General features: G+C 72.2%; 22 protein-coding genes and 5 pseudogenes. 15 read left to right on the top strand and 12 right to left on the bottom strand.

The annotated features are described in order from the left end of the window. Window positions 1-340: 340 nt before the first annotated feature. The 4 genes from LP418_RS06790 to LP418_RS06775 all read right to left on the bottom strand — a co-directional run bounded on the left by LP418_RS06790 (window position 341) and on the right by LP418_RS06775 (window position 3,295). Entirely contained in the window at window positions 341-1,441 is a 1,101-nt protein-coding gene (locus LP418_RS06790) for a GNAT family N-acetyltransferase (protein WP_257955742.1), read from the bottom strand. A 68-nt stretch (window positions 1,442-1,509) separates the two neighbouring features. Then, entirely contained in the window at window positions 1,510-2,232 is a 723-nt protein-coding gene (locus LP418_RS06785; RefSeq protein WP_257955741.1) for a hypothetical protein, read from the bottom strand. Beyond that, window positions 2,229-2,720 (bottom strand): PaaI family thioesterase, encoded by a 492-nt coding sequence (locus tag LP418_RS06780; RefSeq protein ID WP_257955740.1) that lies wholly within the window; start codon window positions 2,718-2,720, stop codon window positions 2,229-2,231. The genes LP418_RS06785 and LP418_RS06780 overlap by 4 nt, the downstream gene beginning before the upstream one ends. After that, window positions 2,693-3,295, bottom strand: a complete 603-nt coding sequence (locus tag LP418_RS06775) for a hypothetical protein (protein WP_257955739.1) — start codon at window positions 3,293-3,295, stop codon at window positions 2,693-2,695. Before LP418_RS06775 ends, LP418_RS06780 begins: the two co-directional genes overlap by 28 nt. A gap of 169 nt (window positions 3,296-3,464) precedes the next feature. Between LP418_RS06775 and LP418_RS06770 the strand changes: the two genes are divergently transcribed. From LP418_RS06770 to LP418_RS06740, 7 genes are read left to right on the top strand one after another with little or no spacing between them, the layout of a single operon-like run. Then, window positions 3,465-3,668, top strand: a complete 204-nt coding sequence (locus LP418_RS06770; RefSeq protein ID WP_257955738.1) for a hypothetical protein — start codon at window positions 3,465-3,467, stop codon at window positions 3,666-3,668. After that, entirely contained in the window at window positions 3,656-4,033 is a 378-nt protein-coding gene (locus LP418_RS06765) for a hypothetical protein (protein ID WP_257955737.1), read from the top strand. The genes LP418_RS06770 and LP418_RS06765 overlap by 13 nt, the downstream gene beginning before the upstream one ends. A 3-nt stretch (window positions 4,034-4,036) precedes the next feature. Next, window positions 4,037-4,228, top strand: coding sequence for a zinc-ribbon domain-containing protein (locus tag LP418_RS06760; protein WP_257955736.1), 192 nt, complete (start codon window positions 4,037-4,039; stop codon window positions 4,226-4,228). 37 nt (window positions 4,229-4,265) lie between these two features. After that, window positions 4,266-7,253: an ATP-binding protein gene (locus LP418_RS06755; RefSeq protein ID WP_257955735.1), complete on the top strand. Its 2,988-nt coding sequence runs from the start codon at window positions 4,266-4,268 to the stop codon at window positions 7,251-7,253. Between the two features lie 11 nt (window positions 7,254-7,264). Then, window positions 7,265-9,850 carry a BTAD domain-containing putative transcriptional regulator gene (locus LP418_RS06750; RefSeq protein WP_257955734.1) on the top strand — a complete coding sequence of 862 codons (2,586 nt, stop codon included), beginning with the start codon at window positions 7,265-7,267 and terminating at the stop codon, window positions 9,848-9,850. Between the two features lie 4 nt (window positions 9,851-9,854). Next, window positions 9,855-10,226 (top strand): hypothetical protein, encoded by a 372-nt coding sequence (locus LP418_RS06745; RefSeq protein ID WP_257955733.1) that lies wholly within the window; start codon window positions 9,855-9,857, stop codon window positions 10,224-10,226. Next, window positions 10,151-10,840: a hypothetical protein gene (locus LP418_RS06740; RefSeq protein ID WP_257955732.1), complete on the top strand. Its 690-nt coding sequence runs from the start codon at window positions 10,151-10,153 to the stop codon at window positions 10,838-10,840. The genes LP418_RS06745 and LP418_RS06740 overlap by 76 nt, the downstream gene beginning before the upstream one ends. Here the strand turns inward: LP418_RS06740 and LP418_RS06735 are convergent. Continuing rightward, window positions 10,747-11,820 carry a glutamate--cysteine ligase gene (locus LP418_RS06735; RefSeq protein WP_257955731.1) on the bottom strand — a complete coding sequence of 358 codons (1,074 nt, stop codon included), beginning with the start codon at window positions 11,818-11,820 and terminating at the stop codon, window positions 10,747-10,749. The genes LP418_RS06740 and LP418_RS06735 overlap by 94 nt on opposite strands. Here LP418_RS06735 and LP418_RS06730 point away from each other — a divergent pair. Then, a pseudogene (locus LP418_RS06730) lies at window positions 11,762-12,343 on the top strand (threonine/serine ThrE exporter family protein); the annotation flags it as partial. The gene LP418_RS06735 and the pseudogene LP418_RS06730 sit on opposite strands and share 59 nt — an antisense overlap. 91 nt (window positions 12,344-12,434) lie before the next feature. Then, on the top strand, window positions 12,435-13,190 hold the full coding sequence (locus tag LP418_RS06725) for a threonine/serine exporter family protein (protein WP_257955730.1): 756 nt from the start codon (window positions 12,435-12,437) through the stop codon (window positions 13,188-13,190). Between the two features lie 20 nt (window positions 13,191-13,210). On the opposite strand, the gene LP418_RS06720 is transcribed toward LP418_RS06725, so the two are convergent. Continuing rightward, window positions 13,211-15,916 (bottom strand): SDR family NAD(P)-dependent oxidoreductase, encoded by a 2,706-nt coding sequence (locus LP418_RS06720; protein WP_257955729.1) that lies wholly within the window; start codon window positions 15,914-15,916, stop codon window positions 13,211-13,213. Window positions 15,917-16,006: 90 nt separating this feature from the next. Then, the gene (locus LP418_RS06715; protein ID WP_257955728.1) at window positions 16,007-16,222 is read right to left on the bottom strand and encodes a hypothetical protein; all 216 of its coding nucleotides are present in this window, start codon (window positions 16,220-16,222) and stop codon (window positions 16,007-16,009) included. Window positions 16,223-16,388: 166 nt separating this feature from the next. Between LP418_RS06715 and LP418_RS06710 the strand changes: the two genes are divergently transcribed. Both LP418_RS06710 and hrpA read left to right on the top strand, forming a co-directional pair. After that, on the top strand, window positions 16,389-16,982 hold the full coding sequence (locus LP418_RS06710; RefSeq protein ID WP_257955727.1) for a TetR/AcrR family transcriptional regulator: 594 nt from the start codon (window positions 16,389-16,391) through the stop codon (window positions 16,980-16,982). A 24-nt stretch (window positions 16,983-17,006) separates the two neighbouring features. Further along, window positions 17,007-20,841: pseudogene (hrpA, locus tag LP418_RS32705) on the top strand (ATP-dependent RNA helicase HrpA). A gap of 126 nt (window positions 20,842-20,967) precedes the next feature. Here the strand turns inward: hrpA and LP418_RS06685 are convergent. Beyond that, window positions 20,968-21,570, bottom strand: a complete 603-nt coding sequence (locus LP418_RS06685) for a hypothetical protein (protein ID WP_257955726.1) — start codon at window positions 21,568-21,570, stop codon at window positions 20,968-20,970. Between the two features lie 37 nt (window positions 21,571-21,607). Between LP418_RS06685 and LP418_RS06680 the strand changes: the two genes are divergently transcribed. Together LP418_RS06680 and LP418_RS06675 are read left to right on the top strand one after the other, a co-directional pair. After that, on the top strand, window positions 21,608-21,988 hold the full coding sequence (locus LP418_RS06680) for a type II toxin-antitoxin system PemK/MazF family toxin (protein ID WP_257955725.1): 381 nt from the start codon (window positions 21,608-21,610) through the stop codon (window positions 21,986-21,988). Window positions 21,989-22,049: 61 nt separating this feature from the next. Continuing rightward, window positions 22,050-23,387, top strand: a complete 1,338-nt coding sequence (locus LP418_RS06675) for an ABC transporter substrate-binding protein (protein ID WP_257955724.1) — start codon at window positions 22,050-22,052, stop codon at window positions 23,385-23,387. A gap of 259 nt (window positions 23,388-23,646) precedes the next feature. On the opposite strand, the pseudogene LP418_RS06670 reads toward LP418_RS06675, so the two are convergent. The 4 genes and pseudogenes from LP418_RS06670 to LP418_RS30400 form a co-directional block, all read right to left on the bottom strand. Beyond that, window positions 23,647-23,733, bottom strand: a pseudogene (locus LP418_RS06670) (hypothetical protein); the annotation flags it as partial. 211 nt (window positions 23,734-23,944) lie between these two features. Further along, window positions 23,945-24,649, bottom strand: a pseudogene (locus LP418_RS06665) (HRDC domain-containing protein); the annotation flags it as partial. Between the two features lie 126 nt (window positions 24,650-24,775). After that, window positions 24,776-25,114, bottom strand: a complete 339-nt coding sequence (locus LP418_RS30405) for a DUF3000 family protein (RefSeq protein WP_336276025.1) — start codon at window positions 25,112-25,114, stop codon at window positions 24,776-24,778. Window positions 25,115-25,226: 112 nt separating this feature from the next. Next, window positions 25,227-25,322: pseudogene (locus LP418_RS30400) on the bottom strand (DUF3000 family protein); the annotation flags it as partial. A 234-nt stretch (window positions 25,323-25,556) separates the two neighbouring features. Here LP418_RS30400 and LP418_RS06655 point away from each other — a divergent pair. Together LP418_RS06655 and LP418_RS06650 are read left to right on the top strand one after the other, a co-directional pair. Then, window positions 25,557-26,369 (top strand): uroporphyrinogen decarboxylase, encoded by an 813-nt coding sequence (locus tag LP418_RS06655; protein WP_257955723.1) that lies wholly within the window; start codon window positions 25,557-25,559, stop codon window positions 26,367-26,369. Then, window positions 26,369-26,512 (top strand): uroporphyrinogen decarboxylase family protein, encoded by a 144-nt coding sequence (locus LP418_RS06650; protein WP_257955722.1) that lies wholly within the window; start codon window positions 26,369-26,371, stop codon window positions 26,510-26,512. The genes LP418_RS06655 and LP418_RS06650 overlap by 1 nt, the downstream gene beginning before the upstream one ends. The last annotated feature ends 3 nt before the right edge of the window (window positions 26,513-26,515 follow it).

The following is a 26,515-nucleotide window of genomic DNA, read 5'->3' as shown; positions in this document are numbered from 1 at the left end:
CCGTCGTCGCCTCCTCGCCGTTCCGGGTCCGGCACAAGCCGGGCGTGCGCCGGATGGCCGAGCTCGTCGAGCCGCTCGACCGGTCGCTGCGGAGCACGCGCGTCCTGATGAGGTACGTCGCCCCGGCGGCGTACAAGCGAAAGCCGGTTCCGCCTCGGCTATCCGCTGGTGGCCCGCGAGCTGGCCGCGGCCGTCGACCTCGTCGCCGACGAGCTGCACGCGGACCGGATGGCCGCTGCCGCGCAGCCGGCCCTGATCGCGGTCGGGATGGCGACGTCCGAGCTGCCGCGCGGGGAGGCGCTGTCCGTCGAGGTGATGCTCGCGCAGCTGCGCGCGGTGATCACCGACCTGCTGATGCTGACGGGGATGGACCAGCTGGAGTCGACGGACGCGATCCCGCCCCCTCGGGCATAGGCAAGGGCCTGACCGGGATCACCAGCTCGTGCACCCCGTCCGCCGGGTGCACGGTCGCGTCACCGCCGCTGGTGAGGATCTTGAACATGCCGCCGTTCTCGGCCAGCACGTCCGCGGTGAATCCACGCACGCCGTGGCGGCTCGCGTAGTCGGACAGCAAGCGGTGGAGGGCGGCCCCGAGGCCTTGCCCCTGCCACTGCGAGTCGACCATGTAGGACACGTCGGCGAGACCGGTGGACACGTCGAGGTAGTACTGCGCCGATCCGACGATCTGCTCGTTCTCGCGGCTGCCGATGACGGCGACGAGCGCCATCTCCCGGTCGTAGCCGACGCTGCACAGGTGCTCCGCGGCGTCGCGCGTCAGCGAGGTCAGGTTGCGGAAGAAGCGGGTCCGGACGTCCTCCGGCCTCATCCGGTAGAAGAGGTCCTGCATGCGCGCGGCGTCCGTCGTCTGGGTCGGCCGCACCGGGACCCGGGCCCCGTTGCGCAGGTCGATCTCGCGCTCCTCCTCCGAGGGGTAGGGACGGCGCGAGCGCAGCTTCTGCCCGGCCGGCACCAGCCCGGCCGCCACGGCGTCGGCGAGCAGCGACTCCCGGTCGTCGGGGTGCGCCAGCTCGATCAGCGCCACCGCGCGCTCCCGGAGCGAGTGCCCGTGCAGGTAGGTGATCCCGAACTCCGTAACCACCCACCGCGTTTCGTGACGGGGTACGGCGACGGCCTCGGCGGCACCGAGACGGACCGTGAACGCCGACGACCCGTCGGGCTGCCGCGACGCCAGCGCGACGATGGCCCTGCCACCCGGTGAGTGCGCGGCCGCGCGGTGGAAGTCGGGCTGGGCACCGAGACCGCCGTACAACGAACCGCCCAACGCGTCGACGCACACCCGGCCGGTGAGGTCGATGCGGAACGCCCGGGTCACCGAGACGAGGGTGGTCTGCTGCCACAGGCCGACCCGGACCTGCTCGATCGGGCGGAAGTCGAAGTCGTCGTTGTGGTCGAGCCGGTCGTAGAGGCGCTGGCTGCCCATCGCCGGGCTGGTGACGACCTTGCCGGGGTCGACCGCCTTGCGGCGCCCGGTGACGACGCCCGCCTCGATCAGGTCCGAGCAGCGGCTCGGTGATCACGTCGGAGTGCACGCCGAGGTCGCGTCGCTGGGTGAGGTGGGCCAGCATCGCGGTCGGCACCCGGCCGAGGCCGATGTGCAGCGTCGCGCCGTCGGGGATGATCCGCGCGACGTAGCGCGCGATCCGCTCGCCCGCATCGCCGACTCCGGGGTGCTCGTAGGTGATGACCTCCGGTGCCACCTCGACGAACCAGTCGATGGCGTCGACCGGCAGCAGGCTCTGCCCCGAGGTCCAGGGGCATTGCCGGGTTGATCTCCGCGATCACGAGGCGGGCGGCGGAGACGGCGGCCGGCCCGGCGTCCACCGAGACGCCGAGGCTGACCATCCCGTCGACCGGCGTGGTCGTCTGGACCACGGCGACGTCGAGGCGCTGGCCGCCGGCGCGGAGCAGCTCCGGCAGGTCGGTCAGTGCGAGCGGGACGTATTCCACCCGGCCGGCGGGCACCAGCTCGGCCAGCTCCCCGCTGAGGAAGAACGCCCGGTGCTCGTGGCCGGTGCCGAGCCCGGTCGGGGTGCGCACGCCGTCGGTGAGGAAGTGCACGAGCCGGGTGCCCCGGTGCGTGAGCGCGGCCTTCTCGAGGGCCGCGACGACGGTCCGCGGGGTGCCGCAGGCGCTGCCGATGTAGACGTTGGCCCCGGACTGGATCTTCGCGACCGCCTCCTCGGCGGTGAGCAGCCGCTCCTTCCGGGTCACGCGCGGGCCCCGGGGTGCAGGGCCGTCGTCCCGGTCGCGATCGCCACGGTCTTGCCGCCGTGGGTGATCACGCCGGACGAGACGACGAGCTGGCCGCCGGGATGCATGATCGTGCCCGTCGCGGTCATCGTCTGCCCGTCGGTGTTGGTCGGGCGCAGGAAGTTGACCTTCAGGTCCAGTGCGCCGAAGCCGGTGCCCGCCTTGGCGATCGTCTGCACCGCCGCCGAGGCCGCGGACGTGGCGAAGAACGCCAGCGCTCCGCCGTACACAGTGCCGAACTCGTTGGCGAGCCAGCCGTGCGCGGGCATCTCGAAGACGACCTCGCGCGACTGCGCGGTGACGAGGTGCACGCCGAAGAGTCGGTCGATCGGCGGCCGCGGGAGCACGCCGTCGGCGACGCCACGCAACAGGTCGAGGCCGGTCAGCGTCGCCGTACCGCCCGGGGTGTTGACCACCCCGGTCACCGGGCGGGCATAGGGGTCGGGCACGACGAAGACGTCGTCGGGCGGAGCCGGCGGGGCGACCTCGAGCGCCACCTCGTCGGGGATCGGGGGGTGGACGACGCAGCGCGAGGTCCCGTGCGCGACCCGGGCTGCCGTCCTCGTCGGTGACGAACACCTCGGCGAGCCCCATCTCGGCGTCGACGTGGATGCAGCGACCTTCGGCGGTCAGCACGCCACCGGTGCTCGGCACCGGGGCGCAGAACGTCATCGACAGCTCCGCGGTCGTGCACACGGTCCGCGGCGGCAGCATCGACTGGATCGCGCCGGTCAGGGGGCGCGTCGGCGAGGAAGGCCGGGATGCCGGGGTGGATCGCGCCCTTGGGGGAGAGGTACCACCCGACCTTCGGCAACGAGAAGACCACGCGTCCCGGTTCGGCGGAGACCAGCTTGCGGCCGCTGAAGTGGGCGACCGGCGGGGTGAACGACCCGCCGCCGGGCAGGAAGCTGCGGACCGCGTCGATGCCCGGCAGGGACAGGACACCGATGTCCGCGGCCTGCCCGCGCGGGGTCTCTCGCCAGACGTCGTCGGTCGAGATCGTGCTGATGTCGGTGCTGGTCATGCCCCGAGCGTGGTCCGTCGTGGTTGCCACGGCATTGCCGCAGGCTTGTCGCGCCGACTTGTCCCCAGATCCGGGTAATTGGCGCGGTCCGCCGACGGCTGCAAGCCGCTGGCAAGGTCTGCGCAATCAGGGGGTCGACGGTGGCTCAGGACGAAGGAGCGTGACCCCCATGTCATCGAAGACCCACCCCGGGCGCCGGAGCCTGCTCGCAATCGCCGCCGCTGTCACCGCCCTGACCCTCGTGGCCGGGCCGTCGATGGCGGTGTTCCCCCACTTCAAGTCGGCGAAGACCACCCCGGTCTACCCCCGATACCACGGACGGCACGACCGCCCGCGTCGCGGCGGACGCCGTCGGGCCGAGTGCGCTACCTGACCTGCTCTTCTCGTTCACGCTCGTGGGACTCGGCAACGTCGAGACCACGGTCGAGGCCGACATCGGGGGCGGCGACCGCGGAGTTCGGCTGCGTCAACAACGGCGCCAACCGCCCGAAGGCGACCAACAAGACCGCGGTGACGCTGCCGCTGTCCGCCACCGGGACGTTCACCCCCGATCGCAACGGACGAGTCCTCGGAGAGATCCTCGTGGACACCGCGCCATTGGAAGGCACGCTCCTCGAGTGCCCGTCGGGACAGACGCTGACGGCCATCTCCTTGCGGCTCGACGACCTCTCCCTGACCGAGCTCGCGACCGGTGCCACCACGACGGTGCCGTCGGTGTTCGTGAAGCTGTTCGGCTGAGGGATGTTCTGCCCCTCGTGCGGTGTGGCGATCGCACAACCCGCCCGTTTCTGCCGGGAGTGTGGGACCAAGCTGGCGCCGCCGGCCACGGCCCACACTCCTGCGGAACCGGCGGTCGACGTACGCAAGATCGTCACCATCATCTTCTGCGACATCGTCGACTCCACGGCTCTCGGGGAGCGGGTGGATCCCTGAGTCCGTACGCCGGGTGGTGGCGCTCTACTTCGATGAGATGCGGCGCGTCATCGAGCGCCATGGCGGCGTGGTCGAGAAGTTCATCGGCGACGCGATCATGGCGGTCTTCGGCATCCCGCAGCTGCACGAGGACGACGCCGTGCGGGCGGCGCGGGCCGCCCACGAGATGTCGACGACGCTGGCCGAGCTCAACGAGGAGCTCGAGGCCGGGTGGGGTGTCCGCATCCAGAACCGGACCGGCGTCAACACCGGCGAGGTCGTCACCAACCTGCACGCGGTCAACGAGCAGATGGTCACCGGCGACGCCGTCAACGTCGCCGCCCGCCTCGAGCAGCACGCTCGCCCCGGTCAGATCCTGCTCGGTGAGGCCACCCAGCGGCTGGTGCGCGACTGCGTGCTGACCGAGCCGGTCGAGCCGCTCCTCGCGAAGGGGAAGTCGGCCCCGGTCCCGGCGTGGGAGCTGAAGGACGTCATCGCCGACGCACCCCGGCTCCGGCGCCACCCGGACAGCCCGATGGTCGGTCGCGAGCGCGAGCTGGCGCAGCTCGAGGGGCTCTTCGACGACTGCCTGACCGGCGGGTGCCGGCTGGCCACGATCGTCGCGGCACCGGGACTGGGGAAGTCCCGGATCGTGCACGAGATCAGTGCCCGGGTCGGCGACCGGGCCCGCGTGACGATCGGGCGCTGCCTGTCGTACGGCGACGGTGCGACGTACTGGCCGCTGCGCGAGATCGTCCGCGACCTCGCCGGGCTGGACCACGACGCGGTCGCCCGGGTGATGTCCGGGTCACAGCTTGCCGACGCGGAGGCCGTCGTGGGTGCGCTCACCGGCGCGATCGGGCTCAGCGACACGATCGCCCCCACCACCGAGATCGCCCTGGGCCGCCCGGCGGATGTTCGAGGTGGTCGCCGCCGACGGACCCTTGGTCGTGGTGTTCGACGACATCCACTGGGCCGAGCCGGCGCTGCTCGACCTCATCGAGCACGTGGCGACGCTGGCCACGAGCGTGCCCCTGCTCCTCATCTGCATGGCTCGCCCCGAGCTCGACGAGGAGCGCGCCGACTGGGCCTCGACCGTGCCGTCGCACGTGCGCCTGACGTTGTCCCCGCTCACGGGGAGGGCCTCGAGCAGCTCGTCGACAACCTGCTCGACGGTGCCGACATGCCGCAGGCGGTCCATGACGAGATCGTGCGCAACGCCGACGGCAACCCGCTGTTCGTCGAGGAGCTGATGCGGATGTTCGTCGACGACGACCTGCTGGTGCGCTCGGAGGACGGCTGGCGTGCGGTCGGCGTGCACGAGATCGCCATCCCGCCCTCCGTCTCGGCCATCCTCGACACCCGCCTCGACCGGATGGGGCACGGCGAGCGGGCGCTGCTGCACCGGGCCGCCGTCGTCGGCCGGGAGTTCTACCGCGAGGCCGTGCTGCACCTGACCGAGCCTGAGCAGCGCGCGGAGATGGACACCCACCTGCGTTCGCTCGTGCGCAAGCAGCTGGTGCGCCCGGTCGGCTCCGGGTTCGCCGGCGCGGATGCCTACGCCTTCAGCCACCTGCTCGCGCGCGAGTCCGCCTACGCGAGCATCTCGCGCGAGGAACGGGCCACGCTGCACGAGCGATTCGCCGGCTGGCTGGAGTCGACGGCGGCCGGCGGCAAGGCGGAGTTCGCCGAGATCATCGCCTACCACCTCGAGCAGGCCGCCCATCAGTTCCGGCGGCTGGGCCCGCGTCGACGCCCGCAGCCGCGCCCTGTCGGCGCGGGCCGGCCAGTGGCTCTCCTCGACCGGCGTCCGCGCCCCGGCCCGCGACGACGTCTCCGCCGCCGCGAACCTGCTCGAACGTGCCGTGGCCGTGCTGTCCGCCACCGACCCCGAGCGTCCGGCGGTGCTGCGTGCCCCCGGCCCCGGGCGTTGGCGCACCACGGCCGGTTCGAGGACGCCGACCGCCTCCTCACCGAGGCGATCGAGGGCGCGGAGGCGACTGGGGATCGCGGTGTCGTCGAGCTGTCGAGGCTCGACCTCGCCTTCGTCCGGTTGCAGTTCAACCCCGACGACACGTTGTCGCGGCTCGTGCAGGAGACCGACGCGGCCTACGTCCGGCTCACGGAGGCGGGCAACCACGAGGGGCTCGCGGCGGTCTGGCGGTTGCGCGCCGAGCTGCACTTCATGTCCTGTGCGTACGGCGCCACGACGGCCGCCCTCGAGAAGGCCCTCAAGCACGCGCGCCTCGCCGACGACGCCCACGAGGAGGCGGCCATCACGATCTGGCTGGCGTCCTGCCCGGCGCTCGGCCCGACGCCTGTGCCCGACGCGATCGAGACGTGCGGCGACCTGCTCAAGCGCGCCCGCGGATCCCGGCGGGTCGAGGCCGCGGTCCACACCGTGCTCGGCTACCTGTACGCGCTCGACGGACGCGCGGAGGAGGCGCGGCGGGCGCTGGCGGAAGCGGCCGGGAGGTATGACGAGCTCGGCCTGACCACCACCCGCTCCCAGTGGTCCTTCTACTCCGGCATGGCCCTGCTGACCATCGGTGACAGCGAGGCGGCCGAGCAGGACCTGCGGCAGGCACACGACCACCTCACCTCCCCGGGCGAGCGGTTCGTGCTGCCCACGATCGACGCCTACCTCGCCCGGATCCCGGTGGTGCGCGGGCAGGTCACGGAGGCGCGGGCCTTGACGGAGACCTCGAAGCGCGACGCCGCCGCCGACGACGTCGCCTCGCAGATCGTCCCGGCGGGCGACCCAGGCGCGCTGCCCGGTCGCGGTCGGCGACCCGGCTCCCGCGCTGGCGCTCGCCGACTCGGCCCCGGCGCTCGCCGAGGGCACCGACGACCCTGGAGCTGCTGGCGTTCGCGCACGCGGTGCTGGGCGAGGCCGGGCGGGCCGCCGGCGACGAGGCGGGGGCGGCCGTCGAGAGCGAGGCCGCGCTGTCGACGTACGCCGCGAAGGGGCACCGTCGTCCCGACGCCCTCACCAAGATGGGGGAGAACTGAGCCGACTCCTTCCCCTGCCCGCCTCGAGATGTGATGGTCGCAGGCGTGGCCACCACCGCCGGCGTGGGGATCGCCTTGCACATCGACGTCCTCGGGCCGCTCGTCGCGCGCCACGACGGTCGGCCGGTCGAGGTCTCCGGTGCGCGACGGCGGGCGCTGCTGGCGTTCCCGGCCCTCGCGGGCGGACGACCGGTGGCGGTGTCGCGGATCGTCGACGTCCTCGCGGACGGGGCCTCCGATGACCACGGCGTCGCCACCCTGCGCACCTACATGTCCAAGCTCCGCGCCGACCCGGGTCCGGCCGCCGGGGCGCTGCGCACCGTGGACGGTGGCTATCTCCTGGACACGCCGCCCGAGGCGGTCGACGCGCTGCGGTTGCGCGAGCTCGTGGGCGCCGCGCGCGCCGCTGCCGGCCACGCGCGCCTCGACCTCGCGACCGAGGCGCTCGCGCTGTGGCGGGGCGACCCGCTGCCCGACCTCGCGACCACGAGGTGGGGCCGGGCCGAGGCGGCCGCACTGACCGACCTGTGGGTCGAGGCGACGGCGCTCTGGGCCGGAGCGCAGATGGAGCTCGGCGACAACGCCTCCGCCTCCGCCGTGCTGCGTGACCTGCTGCGCGAGCACCCCCACCGGGAGGACCCGGCGGCGGTCTACATGAAGGCGCTCTACCGCTCCGCGCGCCAGAGCGAGGCGCTGGCCTACTACCCGCTGATCCGGCAGCGCCTCCACGACGACCCGGGCGTCGAGCCGAGCCGGGACCCGGCCGAGGTCTACTCCGCGATCCTCACGCACGCGCCCGACCCGGACGCGCCGGCGACCGTCGCGGTGCCGTGGCGGGCGGCGCGCGGTGCACCGATGATCGGCCGCGACGACGAGCTGGGCGCCCTGACCGCGGCCTACGACCCGGTGCAGGCGTCGGGATCGCCCCATGTCGTCGTCCTCAGCGGCGAGGCCGGGATCGGGAAGACGCGGCTGGCGACGGAGTTCTGCGACCTCGCGCGGGCCCGGGGCGCCACGGTGCTGGCCGGCCGCTCGAGCGAGCTGCCGGCGCCGTACCAACCCGTCGCGGAATGCCCGGCCGCGTACGTCGCCATGCTGCCGCCCACGCTCGTCGCGACCCGGCTGGGTCCGGGCGCCCACGAGCTGGTGCGCCTCGTCCCCGACCTCTCCGCACACCTGTCGGACCCGGTGCAGGGGGAGGCGACGCCGGCGGTGGGACGGCGGCGGCTCGCGCACGCGGTCGGTGGCTGGTGGCAGGCGGCGACCACCCGCCAGCCGCTCGTGCTGCTGCTCGACGACCCGGAGAACGTCGACGAGGAGACGGTGCTGCTGCTGCGGGACTCGTTGACCGCGGCCGGTCAGTCACGCGTGCTCGTCGTGGCCGGGCTGCGCGACACCGGCCTCGCCGACAACCATCCCGCACGGTCGCTGATCGCCACCCTGCGCCGCCGGGGGCAGCTCGTCCCGGCGCCCGTGGGCCCGCTCGACGAGTCGGCGATCTCGGCTCTGGCCGAGGCTGCCGACGTGAGCGCCGACGCGCGTCAGCTGGTCGCGGACACCGGCGGGAACGCCTTCTTCGTGATGCAGTGCCTGACCGCCACCGCGGCGCGCGAGCCCGCGGTCGCCCGGGGCGCCCGCGCCGGGATCGGCGAGCTCGTGCGCGAGCGGCTCGCGCAGCTCCCGCCCCGGACCGTGGAGGCGCTGATGGCCGCGTCGGTCGTGGGAGACGTCGTCGAGCTCGAGCTGGTCGCGGCCGCGTGGGACCACGAACCCGCCGCGACCGCGCAGCACCCGGCCGCGGCGGTGGGCGCCCACCTCCTCGACGAGGTGAGCCGGGGCGGCTACCACTTCATCCACGGCATGGTCCGGCAGGCGTTGCTCGACCGCTGGGGGCCGACCCGGGCCGCCGCCGCCCACCGGCGGGTGGCCGAGCACCCGGAGTCGACCGGGCGTCCCCTGACCGGCGCCACGCTGCACGCGGTCGCCCGGCACCACGCGGCCGGGGTCATCGCCGGTGGCGACGCGACCGCGGCGGTCTCGTCGGGGCTGCTGGCGGGCGAGGCCGCCGCGTCCCGGCTCGCCCTCCGAGTCTCCTTCCAGTGCTTCGACGCGGCCCTCGCCGCCTCCCGTCGTGGCCGCGAGCCGGACTCGTCCGAGGGGCGCGGCCGCCGCCACCGAGCTGTTGCTGCGCCACGGCGAGATGGCGTCGAACCTGAACCTCGGCCACGACGTCGACGAGCTCGTGCGGGCGGCCCGGGAGGCGCATGCCCGAGGGGACGAGAAGACGTTCGTCCGCGCGGCCCTCGCGCTCGGGCGGCGTCGCGTCCACGGTGGCGTCGTCGACGAGGCGCGGGTGTCCGTGCTGCGCGATGCGCTCCGGAGCCCGGCGGCCGACGACGCGACCGGGGCGCTGCTGCTGACGGGGGTGGCCGCGGAGCGCGGAGCCTACGAGCCGCACGCGGTGATGGCCGAGGTCACCGAGGCCCGGGCACTGGCCGCGCGGGCGGGGACGACGCCTGCACGCGCCCGGGTGCTCACCGTGCGCAACATGGTCATCTCGGAGGTGTTCGACGCGCAGTCGTGGTTCGTCGAGACCGCGGTGCACCCGGCCGTCGCGCGGAGGCTCGGTGACCCGATGGCTGCCTGCGAGGCCACCGCCAACCGGCTGGTCGCCGCCCTGTGCGTCGGCGACGGCGACGAGGCCGCCGACTCGCTGCTCGAGGTCGAGCGGCTGTCCAACGACCTCGGCGGGGCGGACCGGCTCTTCTGGGCCGGCGCCTGCCGGGCCATGGTGCTCCTGCAGCAGGGGCTCGTCGACGACGCGGAGGTCGCGGCTCGGGCGGCGCTCAGCCTCGGCACCGAGGCCGCCATCCCGGAAGCCCCTCCACCATCGGCGCGACGATCCGGGGGATCCGCTTCGAGCAGGGCCGGATGGCCGAGGTGCTGCCGGGTCTGCGCGAGCCGATCGGTCACGAGATCCTCGACGCGCACCGGACCGTTGCCCTGATCCACGTGGCCGTCCCGGCCGGAGAGGTCGAGGAGGCGCGCGAGGGCCTCCGGAGGGCGGGCTCGGCGGGCTTCGACCACCTCCGTCGGGGCCGGTTCGCCCTGCTCGAGCTGACCCGGCTCGCGGCCACCGCGGCACGCCTCCGGGACAAGGAGTCGGCCGCCCTGCTCAGCCCGGTGCTGGCCTCGTGGTCACCGCGGTTCGTGTACGGCGGAGGCGCGATGTGGGGCCACCTCCATCACCACCTCGGTGTGCTGCTCGCGATGCTGGACGACCCACGCGCCGACTGGTTGCTGCGGTCCGCCGAGGAGGCCCACCGCGGTGCCCGCGCACCCGCGTGGGTGGCCCGCAGCCTCGCCCAGCGTGGCCGGCACGACGAGGCGGCCGAGGTGGCAGCGACGCTGGGACTGGCGGGACTGGACCGGGGAGCTGCTCAGGCTCCGCTCACAGTGACGCTCGGAGCTCCGCGACCACGGAGTCGACCACGGCCACGAGGTCACCCCCGGTGGCGGCGGCCACCTCACGCTGGCGCTGGTAGGACGCGCCGTTGCGCGGGATGTCGGCGACCGCGCGCAGCTCGTCCTCGCACTCGAGCCTGCGTGCGACCGGGCTGAGCCGCTCGAGCAGGTCGTCGAGGTCGTCGGTGACGAGCCGTTCGCGGGACTTCTCGTCGAGGATCACGATGGCGTCGAGCCTGCAGCGCGCGGCGCGCCACTTGTTCTCCTGCACGTGCCACGGCGGCATCGTCGGGGAGCGTCTCGCCGGCGGCGAGCCGGGTGTCGAGGTCGACCACGAGGCAGTGGATCAGCGCGGTCAGCGACGCGAGCTCGGTGATGTCGGACATGCCGTCGCAGACGCGGTTCTCGATCGTGCCCGGGTGGGGTGCCGGCCGGATGTCCCAGCGCATGTCGGACATCGAGTCGATCACGCCCGTCGTCGCCCGGTCGCCGATGCACGCCTCGAACTCCTCCCACGTGTCGAACGTGAACGGCAGCCCGGCCGTCGGCAGCTGCTGGAACATCTGCGACCGGTTGGAGGCATAGCCGGTGTCGAGCCCGGCCCACACCGGCGAGCTCGCCGACAACGCCAGCAGGTGGGGATAGGTGTTGAGCAGCGACGACATGATCGGCATCACCCGGTCCTGCGAGGGCAGCCCGACGTGCACGTGCACGCCCCAGATCAGCATCTGCCGCCCCCACCACTGCGTGCGGTTGATCAGCTCCTCGTAGCGCACGCCCTCGGTCAGCTGCTGCGCCGACCAGCTCGCGAACGGGTGCGTGCCCGACCCGAGCAGGTCCACCCCGAGCTCGTCCGCGGCCGGCACGACCACCGCGAGGGTCTCGCGCAGGTCGGCGACGGCCTCGCCCACCGACGTACAGATGCCGGTCACGACCTCGACCGTGTTGCGCAGGAGCTCCTTGTGCAACCGCTTGGGGTCGACCGGGTCGGGCGTCACCGCGGCGAAGAGGTCGGCCGCGGTGTTGGTCAGGTCACGGGTCTCCTTGTCGACGAGGGCGAACTCCCACTCGACCCCGATGGTCGGCTGCGGCGACGCCTCGGAAGTCGATGGGGAAGGTGAGGTGCACGTCCTCATCGTAGGGACGAGGCACGGGTGCGACCATGGCTCCGTGGTGGACGATCCGCGCGAGCTCAACCTGACCATCGACCTGTGCCTGCGCATCGGCGAGGTGCTGCTGTCGTCGGGAGCCGGCGCGGCCGACGTCACCGCCACCATGCTGTCGGTCGCCTCCCATCTCGGCCTGCGGAACCCGGAGATCGACGTCACCTTCACGTCGCTGTCGATGAGCTACCAGCTCTCGCCCGAGGACCCGCCGGTGCTGATGATCCGCAACGTCAAGCACCGCGACATCGACTACGCCGACCTGACCCGGGTCGACCGGGTCGTCCGCGAGGTGCTCGCGGACGACCTCGACCTCTACCTCGCGCGCACCCGGATGGCGACGATCCTCTCGACCGGGCACCCGTGGCCACGCTGGTCGGTGACACTCGCCCGGGGGGTGATGTGCGCCAGCGTCGCGATCTTCCTCGGCGGCGACTGGCTGGTGGCGCTGATCGCCTCGGCCGCCGCCATGACGATCGACCGGTTGCAGCTGGTGATGGCGCGCCGACGGCTGCCGACGTTCTACCTCCGGGTCGCAGGCGGCCTGGTCGCGACCCCTCTTCGCGGTCGGCCTCGCGGCCACACCGATGAAGGCCGACCTGTCGCTCGTCGTGACCGCCAACATCGTCATGCTGCTGGCCGGCATCGGCTTCATGGGCGCCATCCGGGACGCGCTGACCGGGTTCTACGTCACCAGCGGCGCCCGCGTGATCGAGGCGCTGCTCGCCACCGCCGGGATCATCGCCGGCGTCAGTGGCGGCCTGTCGATCGCCGACGTGCTGGGCATCAACCTCGGCCAGCTGATCCCGGGCCGGTCGCTGGGCAACCACCCGGTCATCGCCGTCGTCGGAGCCGCCGTCTCGGCGGCCGCCTTCGCGTTCGCGTGCTACGCCCCCCGTCGCGCACTCCTGCCGATCGCGGCCACTGCGGGCCCGGCGACGCTGCTGCACGCCGTCGTCGGCGAGACCGGCTTCGGTCGCACGTGGGCGGCAGCGATCGGTGCCTTCACGATCGGCGTGGTGGCGTACGGCGTCGCGGGCCGTTTCCGGGTGCCGCCGCTCGTCGTCGCGGTCTCCTCGATCGTGCCGCTGCTGCCCGGGTTGTCGATCTACCGCGGGCTCTCGCTGCTCGCCGCCGGCGGCTCCGGCACCTCGCAGGGCATCGTCGCGATGATGACCGCCGCGTCCGTGGCGGTGGCGCTGGCGTCCGGTGTGATCCCGGGGGAGTACCTCGCACAACCCCTGAAGCGCGAGACCCGCCGCCTCGAGTCCCGCCTCGCCGGGCCGCGACTGGTCGGGCCGTTCAAGGCCTCTCGGTCCGGTCGCGGACGTCATGAGGATTGACTGTTCTGAACGAGCAGTCCTCATGACGTCAGCAGGTTGAGCCAGCGCAAGTGCGCCTTCCCGTCGTACGGCGCCACGCCTGCCTTCACCGCGACGAACAGCTCGTAAGCGCTGGCGCGAGCGGCAGCGACCACCTCGGGCGGATATCCGAAGGACACACGGTGCTCGAGGAACTCGTCCTCGTCGTCGATGAACACCTCGCCGGGGCCGGCGCTCCGGTTCTGCGGTGCGGACGTCGAGTCGACCGGAGGCTCGGGGGCCATCCGGATCACGTCGAGGTCGAGGTCGACCGTCCTCAGCACGTCACCGTCCCACACCGACGGGGTGCTGATGTCGATGTAGAGGTCGCACCAGATTCCGGGGGCATGGAACGTGGCGACCCAGTAGCCCGCGGCTGGCACCAGCGTCACCGCGTCGACCTCGGAGTCGAACGCGTAGCCCGGCCGTGAGTTGTGCGTGCGCGCGGGGAAGCCCAGCCACTCGCCGTACGCATCAGAGCCGAGCCAGACGCCGTCGAACTCCCAGTGCGGCCGGTCGCCCCACTTCGTCACCTCGACGCGGATCGGGTCACCGGAAGCGAAAGCCATGGGGACGAACCTAGGCGCCTCACCGCTGGCTGAGCAGGCGCGACCCGGCTGCGCGGCAAGGGGGTCGGCGACATACCGAACGTTTCTGCTGTCCCTGACGCCGTTCTGGCAACACAAACGCTCGGTATGTGAGGGTGCAGATGTTGGTGGCCAGCTCGAGGCGCCTTGGTTTCGACACGCTCGGCCGCAGGCGGCCTCGCTGCTCAACCAGCGGCGAGGAGCGCTACTGAGTGACCGCGGCGCGAGCAACGCGATGACGTCCCGGTAGCGCGAGCCGAGCAGCTTGGCGGCGTGGTGCATCAGGTGGGCGTCGATCCCGACGAGCACGCGCGCCCGGCCGGCGAGCGCACCCTTGAGGATGATCGCGGCGGCCTTGTCGGCGGGCATCCGGGCGAGCTTGTCCTCGAAGAGCGCCGTCAGCTTGTCGTGGTCCTCGCCCGCGGTGGTGCGACCGTTGCGGGCGATGCCGGTCCGGATCCCGCCGGGGTGGACGCTGGTGACGGTCACCGGGTGCTTGTTGATCAGCATCTCCTCGCGCAGCGCCTCGGTGAAGCCGCGGACGGCGTACTTCGTGGCGTTGTAGGCGCTCTGGCCCGGCATCGAGACCAGCCCGAAGAGCGAGGAGAGGTTGACGACGGCGCCGTCACCGGAGGCGATCAGGTGGGGCAGGAACTCCTTGGTGCCGTTGACGACACCGTTCAGGTTCACGCCCACGATCCAGTCGAACTCCTCGTAGGACATGGTCTCGAAGTCGCCGGTCATCGTGACCCCGGCGTTGTTGACGAGCAGGTTGACCCGTCCGAACTGACCCACCACGTCGACCGCCCACTGCGCCATCGCGGCCCGGTCGGAGACGTCGATGACGTCGCTGCGGACCTCGGCGCCGAGCTCCTTGACGATGTCGACGGTCTCGGCGAGGCCCTCGGGGTTCCAGTCCGAGATCGCGAGCAGCGCGCCCTGTTGGGCGGCCTGCCGGGCGATCTCGCGCCCCATCCCGGAGCCGGCTCCGGTGATGACGACGACCTTGTCCTGCAGCGTCTTGAGGCTCATGCGTTGGCTCCTTCGGTGATGCCGGCACGTGCCGGCTCGAGGTCGTAGCTGTCGGCGTCGAAGCGGGCCAGCAGCCGGCGGAAGGTGAAGGTGGCGCGCGGCCACAGGGTCGTGTTCTTGCCGTGCGCGTCGAGGTACCAGCTCGAGCAGCCGCCGGTGCTCCACACGGTGCGCTGCATGCGTCGGTGGAGATCGGCGTTCCACTCGTCCCGGGCCGCCTGCTGCGGCTCGACGGCGGCGATGCCCTGCGCGGACATCGTCTTCAGCGTGTCGACGATGTAGGCGACCCGGGACTCGATCATGAAGACCATCGAGCTGTGGCCCGGGCCGGTGTTGGCGCCGACGATCTGGAAGAGGTTGGGGAAGCCGCGCGTGGTGGTGCCCTTGTAGGAGGCCATCCCGTGCTCGGCCCACATGTCGGAGAGCGAGGTGCCCTCGCGCCCGCGGATGTGCTCGGCGATCGGCTGCTCGGTGGTCTGGAAGCCGGTGGCCACGACGAGCACGTCGATCGGTCGCTCGGACGCCGTCCGCGGTGACGACGGCGTCGCCGGTCACCTTGACGATCGGGTCGGTCACGAGCTCGACGTTGTCGGCCGCGAGCGCGGGGTAGTAGGTGTTGGAGATGAGGATCCGCTTGCACCCGATCTGGAAGGTCGGGGTCAGCTTCGCCCGCAGGTCGGGGTCCGTGACCGCCTTGGCTAGGTTGCCCAGCGCCAGCATCTTGGCCGGCGTGGCGAGCTTCGGGTTCCACACGAAGCCGGGAACGTAGAGCTCGCGCGCCCAGTAGATGCCCGTGCGGTAGGCCCTCTGCACGCCCGGGACGTGCTTGAACAGCAGCTTCTCGACGCCGGTGTAGCGACGGTCGTTGCGGGGCAGGACGTACGGCGCCGTACGCTGGTAGAGGTCGAGGTGGGCCACGTCCGGCTGGATCGCCGGGACGATCTGGATGCCCGAGGCGCCCGTGCCGATGACCGCGACCCGCTTGCCGCTCAGGTCGACGTCGTGGTTCCAGCGGGCGGAGTGGAAGATCTCGCCCCCGGAAGGTCTCGATGCCGTCGATGTCGGGCATCTTCGGCACGGACAGCCCACCGGAGCCCGAGATCAGCGTCTTCGCCACGACCTCGCCGCGGTTGGTGGTGACGTGCCAGCGCTGGGCGGCCTCGTCCCACCCGGCCTCGGTCAGCTCGGTGCCGAAGGCGAAGCGGTCGAGCGTGCCCGAGTCCTCGGCCACCTTCTGCAGGTAGGCCTCGATCTCCCGCTGGGGGAGAAGGACATCGACCAGCTCGGGTTGGGCGCGAAGGAGAAGGAGTAGAGCTGGCTCGGAACGTCGCAGGCGGCGCCGGGGTAGGTGTTGGCGCGCCGAGTGCCGCCGATGCCACCGTCCTTCTCGATCACCGGGGAAGTCGTCCCGGCCGGCCTCGGCCAGCTTGATCGCCGTACACAGACCGGCGAAGCCGGCGCCGATGACGAGATGGTCGACGGACGCGGGCAGGGGCGTGGTGCGCTGAGTCATGTGAGGAGACTATTGGCGTTATTGAATATCCGTCAATAGGATGTGTGCATGACCACTTCTCCGGCGCGGACCCGACTCTCGCCCGACGCCCGGCGCGCGCAGCTGCTGGAGCTGGGCGTGCAGCTGTTCGCGAGCCGCTCGGTCGACGAGATCTCCATCGACGTGCTGGCCGAGGAGGCCGGCGTCTCGCGCGGCCTGATGTACCACTACTTCGGCTCCAAGCAGGACTTCCGCCTCGCTGTCATCCGGCACGCCGTCGAGGACCTCGTCGAGAAGACCGCACCACCGGCCGAGGGGAGCCGCTGGAGCGGATGCTGGCCTCGCTGGGCGTCTACGTCGACTACGTCGTCGACAACGCCACCCTCTACCGCTCCCTCGTGCGGGCCGCCGCGGGCGGCACCGACGAGATCCGCGGGCTCTACGAGCAGGGCCGGTTCTGCCCTCACCGACCGCATCTTCCGTGAGGACGCCGTGGGGGAGATCGTCAAGGACACGCCCCAGTCGCGGCTCGTCGTACGCGCGTGGTCGGCGATGACCGAGGAGATGGTGCTCGCGTGGGCCGACGACCCGTCGGTGATGACCCGCGACGAGCTGCTGTCCGTGCTGGCCCTCTCCCTGCCCGTGCTCGTCGACCTCACCTGAGGGCGCGCGCAATCGGCTTGCGGCATACGCGAGAATGGTCCGGTTGTGCAGATCTCCTACCCGCCCGCGCTCCCGGTCTCTGCGCGCCGTGACGACATCGCGGCCGCCATTCGCGACCACGAGGTCGTCATCATCGCCGGCGAGACGGGCTCGGGTAAGACCACCCAGCTGCCCAAGATTCTGCTGGAAATGGGGCGCGGTGCCGGTGCTGCCAACGGGGGCAAGCTGATCGGGCACACCCAGCCCCGCCGGATCGCCGCCCGCTCCGTGGCCGAGCGGATCGCCGAGGAGCTCGGCACCGAGCTGGGGGACCCGGTCGGCTACAGGTGCGGTTCACGGACCGCACGTCTCGCCAGTCCAGGGGTCAAGCTGATGACCGACGGCATCCTGCTGGCGGAGCTGCAACGCGACCGCCAGCTCCGCAAGTACGACACGATCATCATCGACGAGGCGCACGAGCGCTCGCTGAACATCGACTTCCTGCTCGGCTACCTCAAGCGGCTGCTGCCGCGGCGGCCCGACCTCAAGATCATCATCACCAGCGCCACCATCGACGTCGAGCGGTTCGCCGAGCACTTCGACGCCCCGGTCATCGAGGTGACCGGCCGGACCTTCCCGGTCGAGGTGCGCTACCGCCCGCTGCTCGAGCTCCCGGAGGACGACGACGAGGGCGAGCCGATCCAGCGCGACCAGACCGAGGCGATCATCGCCGCGGTCCGCGAGCTGTCCGCCGAGGGGCCGGGCGACGTGCTCGTCTTCCTGCCCGGCGAGCGCGAGATCCGCGACACCGCCGATGCCCTCGACGCGCTCAAGAGCGACCGGCTCGAGGTCGTCCCGCTCTACTCCCGCCTGTCGGCCGCCGAGCAGCACCGGGTCTTCTCCAGCCACAACATGTCCGTACGCCGGATCGTGCTCGCCACCAACGTGGCCGAGACGTCGCTGACCGTGCCGGGGATCCGCTACGTCATCGACACCGGCGTCGCGCGGATCTCGCGCTACTCGCTGCGGACCAAGGTGCAGCGGCTCCCGATCGAGCCGATCAGCCGGGCGAGCGCCAACCAGCGCTCGGGGCGCTGCGGTCGCGTGGAGGCCGGCATCGCGATCCGGCTCTACGCCGAGGAGGACTTCGAGGGGCGCGCGGAGTTCACCGACCCGGAGATCCTGCGCACCAACCTCGCCAGCGTCATCCTGCAGATGACCTCGCTGGGCCTCGGCGACATCGCCCGCTTCCCGTTCGTGGAGCCGCCCGACCAGCGCAACATCAAGGCCGGTGTCGAGCTGCTCGAGGAGCTCGGCGCCCTCTCGACGCTGGTTGAGCAGCGAGCGCCAGCGAGCGTGTCGAAACCAAGTCCGCCTCCTGCCGGACCCACCCTCACCAACCTCGGCCGCCGCCTCGCCCGCCTCCCGATCGACCCGCGACTCGGCCGGATGATCCTCGAGGCCGAGCGCCTCGGCTGCGTGCGCGAGGTGATCGTCATCGCGGCCGCGCTCAGCCTCCGGGACCCGCGCGAGCGACCCGCGGAGATGCAGGCGCAGTCCGACCAGCAGCACGCCCGCTTCAAGGACGAGACGTCCGACTTCCTCACCTGGCTCAACCTGTGGCGCTACATCAAGGAGCAGCAGCGCGAGCTGAGCTCGAGCGCCTTCCGGCGGATGTGCAAGCGCGAGTTCCTCAACTACCTGCGCGTACGCGAGTGGCAGGACTTCGAGTCGCAGCTGCGCCGGGTGTGCAAGGAGATGAAGGTCGACCTCGGCCAGCCCGCCGACCTCCCCGACGGCGACGGCATCCACCGGGCGCTGCTCTCCGGGCTCCTCAGCCACATCGGAGCCCTCGAAGAGCGGGCCCAACCCGAAACAGGGCGAGCGCAAGCCGATGCGGGAGTACGTCGGTGCCCGCGGCGCCCGCTTCGCGATCTTCCCCGGCAGCGTCCTCAAGGGTCGCAACCCGGCCTTCGTGATGGCCGGCGAGCTCGTCGAGACGAGCCGCCTGTGGGGCCGTCAGAATGCCGCGATCAAGCCCGAGTGGGCCGAGAAGCTGGCCGGCCACCCGGTCAAGCGCACCTACTCCGAGCCGCACTGGTCGGCCAAGCGCGTCGCGGTGATGGCCTACGAGAAGGTCACGCTCTACGGCGTACCCCTCGTCGCGGACCGCCTCATCACCTTCGGCAAGGTCGACCCGGCGCTGTCACGCGAGCTGTTCATCCGGCACGCACTCGTGCAGGGGAGTGGCGCACGCGGCACGCCTTCTTCCACACCAACCGCGAGCTGCTCGACGAGGCGGAGGAGCTCGAGCACCGTGCCCGCCGGCGCGACATCGTGGTCGACGAGGAGACGCTCTTCGACTTCTACGACGCCCGCGTCGGGGCCGAGGTCGTCAGCGGCGCGCACTTCGACCAGTGGTGGAAGCGCGAGCGCCACAAGCGCCCCAACCTGCTCACCTTCGACCCGGAGATGCTCACCCACGCAGGCGCCGGCGAGGTCCGCGCGGCGGACTTCCCGACCAGCTGGCACGACTCCGACGAGGTCGGCCTGACCTTCCCGATCAGCTATCACTTCGAGCCCGGCCACGAGGACGACGGACTCACGATCGAGGTCCCGGTCGCCACCCTCAACCGGGTCGAGGCGACGGACTTCTCCCGGCTGGTGCCCGGCCTGCGCGAGGAGCTCGTCACCGAGCTGATCCGCAGCCTGCCCAAGAACCTGCGGGTCAACTTCGTCCCGGCTCCCAACAAGGCACGCGAGTTCCTCGCCGCCGTACCCGCCGGTGCGGAGCCGCTGCTCGACGCGCTCGAGCGCTACCTCGTCGGCCGGACCGGCATCGTCGTCCCGCGCGACGCGTGGGACTGGAGCAAGGTCCCCGGCCACCTGCAGCCGACGTTCAGGGTCGTCGACGAGGCCGGTGGCGAGGCTGCCCGTGGCAAGGACCTCGAGTCGCTCAAGGCACCGCTGCGGCCCAGCCTCGAGCAGGCGATCGCCGACGTGGCCGCCGACTCGGGCGTCTCCGCCACCGGCCAGACGAGCTGGACCTTCGGCACGATCGACGAGTCCTTCACCCAGCTGCGCGCCGGCCACGAGGTGCGCGGCTTCCCGGCCCTCGTCGACGAGGGCGGCACGGTCGGCCTGCAGGTGTGCCCGTCCGCCGCCGAGGCCGACGCACGCCACCGCCCGGGCGTACGGCGCCTCCTGCTGCTCGCCCTCGGCGGCTCGCCGACGGTGGACCAGCTGGGGCTCGACCAGTTCAGCCTGCTCGCGCTCGTCGGGTCGCCGTACCCGACCGTCGGGGAGCTGGTGGACGACGTCCGCGCCGCCGTGGTCGGCGACCTCGTCGATGCGCGTCCGGTCGTGCGTGACCAGACGGCGTACGACAAGCTCCCCGGTCGAGGCGAAGCGCGACCACACGGCCGCGGTGACGGCAACGATCCACGACGTGATCAAGGTGCTCGGCGCCCGGCGCGCGACCGACAAGGAGCTGTCCGGGCGGGCCGAGCTGCTGACCCTGCCGGCGCTGACCGACATGAAGGCGCAGGTGCAGCGGCTGATGTCGCGCGGCTTCATCGGCGAGGCGGGGGCGGCCCAGCTCCGCGAGTTCCCGCGCTACCTCGCGGCGGTGCAGCACCGTCGCGCCGGGCTCGACGAGCAGGTCGCGCGCGACCGGCAGCTGATGGACCAGATGGCCGACCTGCAGGACGCCTGGCTGCACCGGGTCGCTGCCCTGCCGCCGGGTCGGCCCCCGAGTGCGGGGCTGCGGGCGGTGCGGTGGCTGCTGGAGGAATATCGCGTGTCCCTGTGGGCGCAGCAGCTCGGCACCAAGGGCTCGGTCAGCGACCAGCGGATCCGCAAGGCCCTCGCCGCCGGATAGAAGACTTGTGGACCACGCCGCACCGGGAGCGCCTCACGGCGCGTGGCCGCTCGTAGCGGCTAATTTTGGGACCCGGGGCTGCCGCGATGCGGCGTGCTCCGGGGAGAGTCTACGTCGTGATTCCGCTCAGGCCAGCGAACCGCGGAGCTCGAGGTGGCCCGCCGCCTCGAGCTGCTCGGAGAGCGTGAGCATCCTCACGGTCGCCTCGTGGTTGGCGCCGGCGTGGGCGGCCCGCCCGGTGGCGACGACGCGGGCGAAGGCGGCGGCGCGGAGCAGGGTGACGGCGAAGTCGGCGACGATGCCGCGCAGCACGTCATCGATCATCGACTTCACCTCGTCGGGGCCCGGCGGGTCGGCGACGCCTGCGACCACGCGTGCGACCCGGGCGCCGGCCAGCCCGGCGTCGTACTCCGCGGCGACCTCCACCGGCGACCGGTGCACCCACGCGCGCAGGACGTAGAGCCGCCACAGGCAGCCGGCGAGGCTGTCCGCCGGAGCGCCGGACCAGACCTCGGCCAGCGTCTCGAGGCCCTCCGTGTCGGCGAGGTGCAGCACCCGCTCGATGAGGTCGCGGTCGTCCGCGCCCTGCGCTCCACGGACCAGCAACGTGGCCGCGAGGTCGCCGGCCTCGCGGACCGCGGCCGGGTCGGCGCCACCGGTGAGGTCCTCGAAGAAAGCCGCGCCCGGGACGCGCGGTCGGTGGTGTCGGGGCGCATCCGAGTCGGCCATCCCATCACTGTAGGAGCCCTTCCCTATGCTCGGCGCCATGGCCGACACCTATGCACCCGAGATCGACGGCGAACCCGATCCCGGCGAGGTGGTTTGGGCGTGGGTGGCCTACGAGGACGACCCGTCCCGGGGCAAGGACCGGCCGGTGCTGGTGCTGCGCGCCGTCGACGACGGGTGGCTCGGGCTCTACTTCACGAGCAAGGACCACGACCGTGACGCCGCCGACGAGGCGACCCACGGCCGCTTCTGGATGGACGTCGGCAGCGGTGCCCGGGACTCCAAGGGCCGCCCGAGCGAGGTCCGGCTGGATCGGCTCGTCCCGCTGACGCGTGATGGCGTACGGCGTGAAGGAGCCGCCCTCGATCCCGCCGTGTTCGCCCGGGTGGTCGAGGCCGCGGCCGGTCACACCGCGTCGTGACCGTAAGGTTGCCTCGGTCAAGGATGCGACGGTTCATGGGACGTAGGGGAAGCGGGCGAAGATGACGCGACGGCTGATGGCGATGACGTCTGCGTTGGTGCTGAGCCCGGGTCTCGCGGCGTGCTCCGACGACCAGCCGCCGCCGCGGGAGAAGCCGACCGCCAAGCCGACCACGGTCGAGGAGCCCGGGACGTTGACCTTCGGCGCCTTCGGCCAGCCGGCCGAGCTCAAGGCCTTCGACCGGGTCGTCGACTCGTTCAACGCGTCGTCGCAGGCGCGCCACGTCGAGCTCGTCACCCGGAACAACCACGAGCAGGCACTCGAGGCGGTCCTCGCCGGCGAGGCGCCCGACGTCTTCCTGACACCTCGTCGTGACCTGATGGAGCTCGCCGAGAGTGAGTCGACCCGGCCGGTCAGCCTCCTGCTCGACGAGCGCGGCATCGACTTCGGTGACCGCTATTCACGCGACGCACTCGATGCGTTCTCCTACGACGACGACCTCCAGTGCATGCCCTACTCGGTGTCCCCGATGGTCATGTACTTCAACACCGAGCACGTCGACTTCGAGAAGATGGAGCGTCGGGGCCTCGACGTGCCCACCGTGTCATCCGAGGGTGTGCGCAGCGACCGCTGGACGCTCGCGGAGTTCGCCGCCGCCGCCCAGTTCGCGACGCGTCGCGGCAAGGTCGACGGGGTGTGGATCGAGCCGACCCTGCGCGGGCTCGCGCCGTTCATCTACTCCGGTGGCGGCCATCTCTTCGACGACGACTCCGACCCCACGTCGCTGGACTTCGCCGACGACAGCACCCGCTCCGCCCTCGAGCAGACGCTGACGATCCTGCGCGACACGACGCTGACACCGAGCGTCGACGAGCTGCGCAAGTCCACCTCGTTGCAGCTCTTCAAGCGCGGCAAGCTCGCCATGATCGCCGGCTTCCGCGACCTCGTCCCCGAGCTGCGCGCCGTCGAGGACCTCTCCTTCGACACCATCTCGATGCCCGTCATCGAGACCCCGGCGACCGTCGGCGACATCGACGGCCTGTGCATCTCCGCCGACACCGAGGTCGTCAACGACGCGGCTGACTTCCCGGCGTACGCCGTCTCGGACGCCGCCCTCGAGATCGTCACCCGCACGGGCTACATCGTCCCGGCCAACACCGAGGTCGCCGGCTCCGAGGCGTTCCTGTGGCCCGGCCGCGAGCCCGAGCACGCCACCGTCTTCAACTCCGCCATCCGTGGCATGGTGATCCCGCCGCTGCTCACCACCGGTGCCGACACGGAGGCCGCCGTCTCCCCCTGCTCGACGACCTCGTCACCAGCCCGGGTGTGCTCGACCTCGAGCTCGCCACCGAGGAGATCGACAACGCCTCGCGCGCCGTCCTCGACCCGGAGTCGGTGACCGAGTCCCCGTCCCCGACCGAGTCGCCCACCGAATAGCCGACCGGGCACAAAGTTCCGCCGGGCAGGCATCGACCGGTCACAAAGTACGGAACTTTGTGCCCGGTCGGCTCACTCGGACTCGGGCGGTGGCTCGACGTCGCCGGCCAGCACCGCACCGGTGAGGGCGCCGGTGACCAGCTCCAGCTGCCACGGACCGCGCCGTAGCCGGCCAGCTGGTTGCGCAGCTCGTCGGCCAGCACGGCGGGCTCTCGGCTGGTGGGCGGCGACCACATGGCGCGGCGGACGAAGTCGGGGGTGAGGAGGTTCTCCACCGGCAGGTGGTGCTCCTCGGCGAGCGTGAGCATGGACGCGCGCCGCCTTGAACCGGCGATCGGCGACGATGTCGCGGTCGGCCCACATGCGCGGGTGCGGAGGCCCGTCGACGCGCGGGGTGCGGGTCGGCATCTCGTCCTCGGGCATCGCGAGCGCCGCGGCCGGGGCGTCGACCCGGGCGCGGGAGTAGCGGTCGGCGCCGCGACCGTGGAAGCCGGGCGTGCCCATCAGGGCCGTGCGGTCGGCGGGCAGCGCGGTCGCCGCCGCCACGATGGCGGCGTCGGGGATGACACGACCGGGAGTGACGTCGCGACGGGCGGCGATCTCGTCGCGGGCCTCCCACAACGCCTTGGCCGCCGCGAGCGAACGACGGCCGCGGAGCCGATGGACCCCGGACGTACGGCGCCGGGCGTCCTGTCGCACGGTCGGCTCGAAGTCGAGCAGGTGGTCGAACTCCTGCTGTGCCCACTCGGTCTTGCCGGCCTCGTCGAGCGCGGCCACCATCAGCTCGCGCAGCTCGAGGAGCACCTCGACGTCGAGGGCGGCGTAGTCGAGCCGGGCCTTGGGCAGCGGGCGGGTCGACCAGTCGGCGGCCGAGTGCTCCTTGCGCATCCGCTGGCCCAGCTGGGTCTCGACCGGGGTGGCCGGGCCGACGCGCGGGTAGCCGAGCAACCGGCCGGCGAGCTCGGTGTCGAACAGCGACGCGGGTCGCAGGCCGACCTCGCGCAGGCACGGCAGGTCCCGGGTCGCCGCGTGCAGGATCCACTCGGTGCCCTCCAGTGCCTCCTGCAGCGGGGCCGGGTCGTCGAAGGCGATCGGGTCGATCAGCCGTGTCCCGGCACCTTCGCGGCGCAGCTGGATCAGATAGGCACCGCGGAGTAGCGGTAGCCCGAGGCTCGCTCGGCGTCGATCGCGACCGGTCCGGTGGCCGCGCCCAACGCCGTACACGCCGCTTCGAGGGCCTCGACGGTCTCGACCACGTGGGGCAGGCCGTCGCGCAGGGTCAGCAGGGGGCGAGCTCGACCTCGGGAGCGGGGGCGTCCTCGGACTGTGTGTCGGGGGTGTCGTCCATCGTCACGAGCCGCGCTGACCGCGCCGGCTCGGGATCGCCGTGACGCCCTCGGGCACGGGCGGGAGACCTGCCGCCGTGCACAACAGCTCGGCCCACGCCTCCACGTGCGGCCCGACGTCCAGCGGCTGGTCCTCGTCCTTGGCGACGGGGGTCCGGGACGCGCGGACCTCGATCTGCGCGGTGCCCTCCTCGTCGGACATGCCACCGAAGCTCTCCGTCGACACGCTCGTGACCGTCCCGGACATCTCTGCGTAGGCCGCACCGTGGGCGTCGAGGGCCTCGGCGAGCCACGACCAGCCGACCGCGGCCAGCATCGGGTCGGCGATCAGCTCGGGGTCGATCTCGGCGCGGGCATAGGCGACGCAGCGGAACGTGCCGTTCCAGGGCGTCGTTGCCCGCCGGGTCGTGCAGCAGGATCAGGCGACCGGTGCCGAGGTCGACGTCGTCCACCGTGACGTCCGCGGACAGTGCGGAGGAGTACGGCGCAATGCGCTGTGGCGCCGGCATCTCCTCGCAGAAGACCTCGGGGCGGACGGCGGCTGAGCGCATGCTGGCGACAGCCGCGCGGAACTCCGCGGGGCCGGCACCCGTCTCCGGATGCGTCTCATGACGCGCCACCATGGCCCCAGAGTAGGTCAGTGGCGCCGGATGGCGATGTGCCGCCACGCCGCCTGACCTGCGAAGATTCGCCCGTGACAGCTCCTGCCTCCAGCCCGCTCGCCCGCAGCGCCTTCCCCGGCCGCCGCCCGGGGCGAGACTCCCAGCCACACCCCCGTCTGGTTCATGCGTCAGGCGGGCCGCTCGCTGCCGGAGTACCTCAAGATCCGCGAGGGCGTCGGCATGCTGGAGTCCTGCATGGACGCCGATCTCGTCACCGAGATCACCCTGCAGCCCGTGCGCCGCTACGGCGTCGACGCGGCCATCTTCTTCTCCGACATCGTGCTGCCGCTGAAGGCGGTGGGCGTCGACCTCGACATCAAGCCCGGCATCGGTCCGGTCGTCGCGTCGCCCGTGCGGACCCCGGCCGACGTGGCGGCGATCCCGGACCTGACGGCCGAGCACGTCCCCTTCATCACGCAGGCCGTCCGTCAGCTCGTGGCCGAGCTCGGCGGCACACCGCTGATCGGGTTCGCCGGCGCGCCGTTCACGGTCGCGTCCTACCTCGTCGAGGGCGGTCCCTCCAAGGAGCACGCCAAGACCAAGGCGATGATGTTCGGCGCCCCGGACGTCTGGGACGCCCTGATGCGCAAGATCGGCGGCATCGCCGCGGACTACCTCCGCATCCGGGTCGAGGCCGGCGCCAGCGCCGTACAGCTCTTCGACTCCCGGGCCGGTGCCCTCACCCCGGGCGACTACGCCGAGCACGTGATGCCGCACTCCGCTCGCGTGCTGGCGTCGGCCGGGGAGCTCGGCGTGCCCCGCATCCACTTCGGTGTCGGCACCACCAACCTGCTCGGCCTGATGGCCGAGGCGGGCGCCGACGTGGTGGGCATCGACTGGCGTACGCCGCTGGCAGACGGCATCGCACGCGTCGGCGACCGGGTCGTCCCGGGGCAACCTCGACCCGACCCCCGGTCTTCGCCCCGACCGACGTGATGACCGCTCGCGCCGCCTCGATCATCGAGGAGGGGCGAGCGGCCAAGGGGCACATCTTCAACCCGGGCCACGGCGTGATCCCGTCGACCGACCCCGGCCAGCTGAAGGCGCTCACGGAGTTCGTGCAGGCCTACCCGATCTGAGCC

Origin of the sequence: Nocardioides sp. B-3, assembly GCF_024703895.1 — a bacterium.
Lineage (GTDB): Bacteria > Actinomycetota > Actinomycetes > Propionibacteriales > Nocardioidaceae > Nocardioides.
This window is presented reverse-complemented; position numbering and strand designations above follow the sequence as displayed.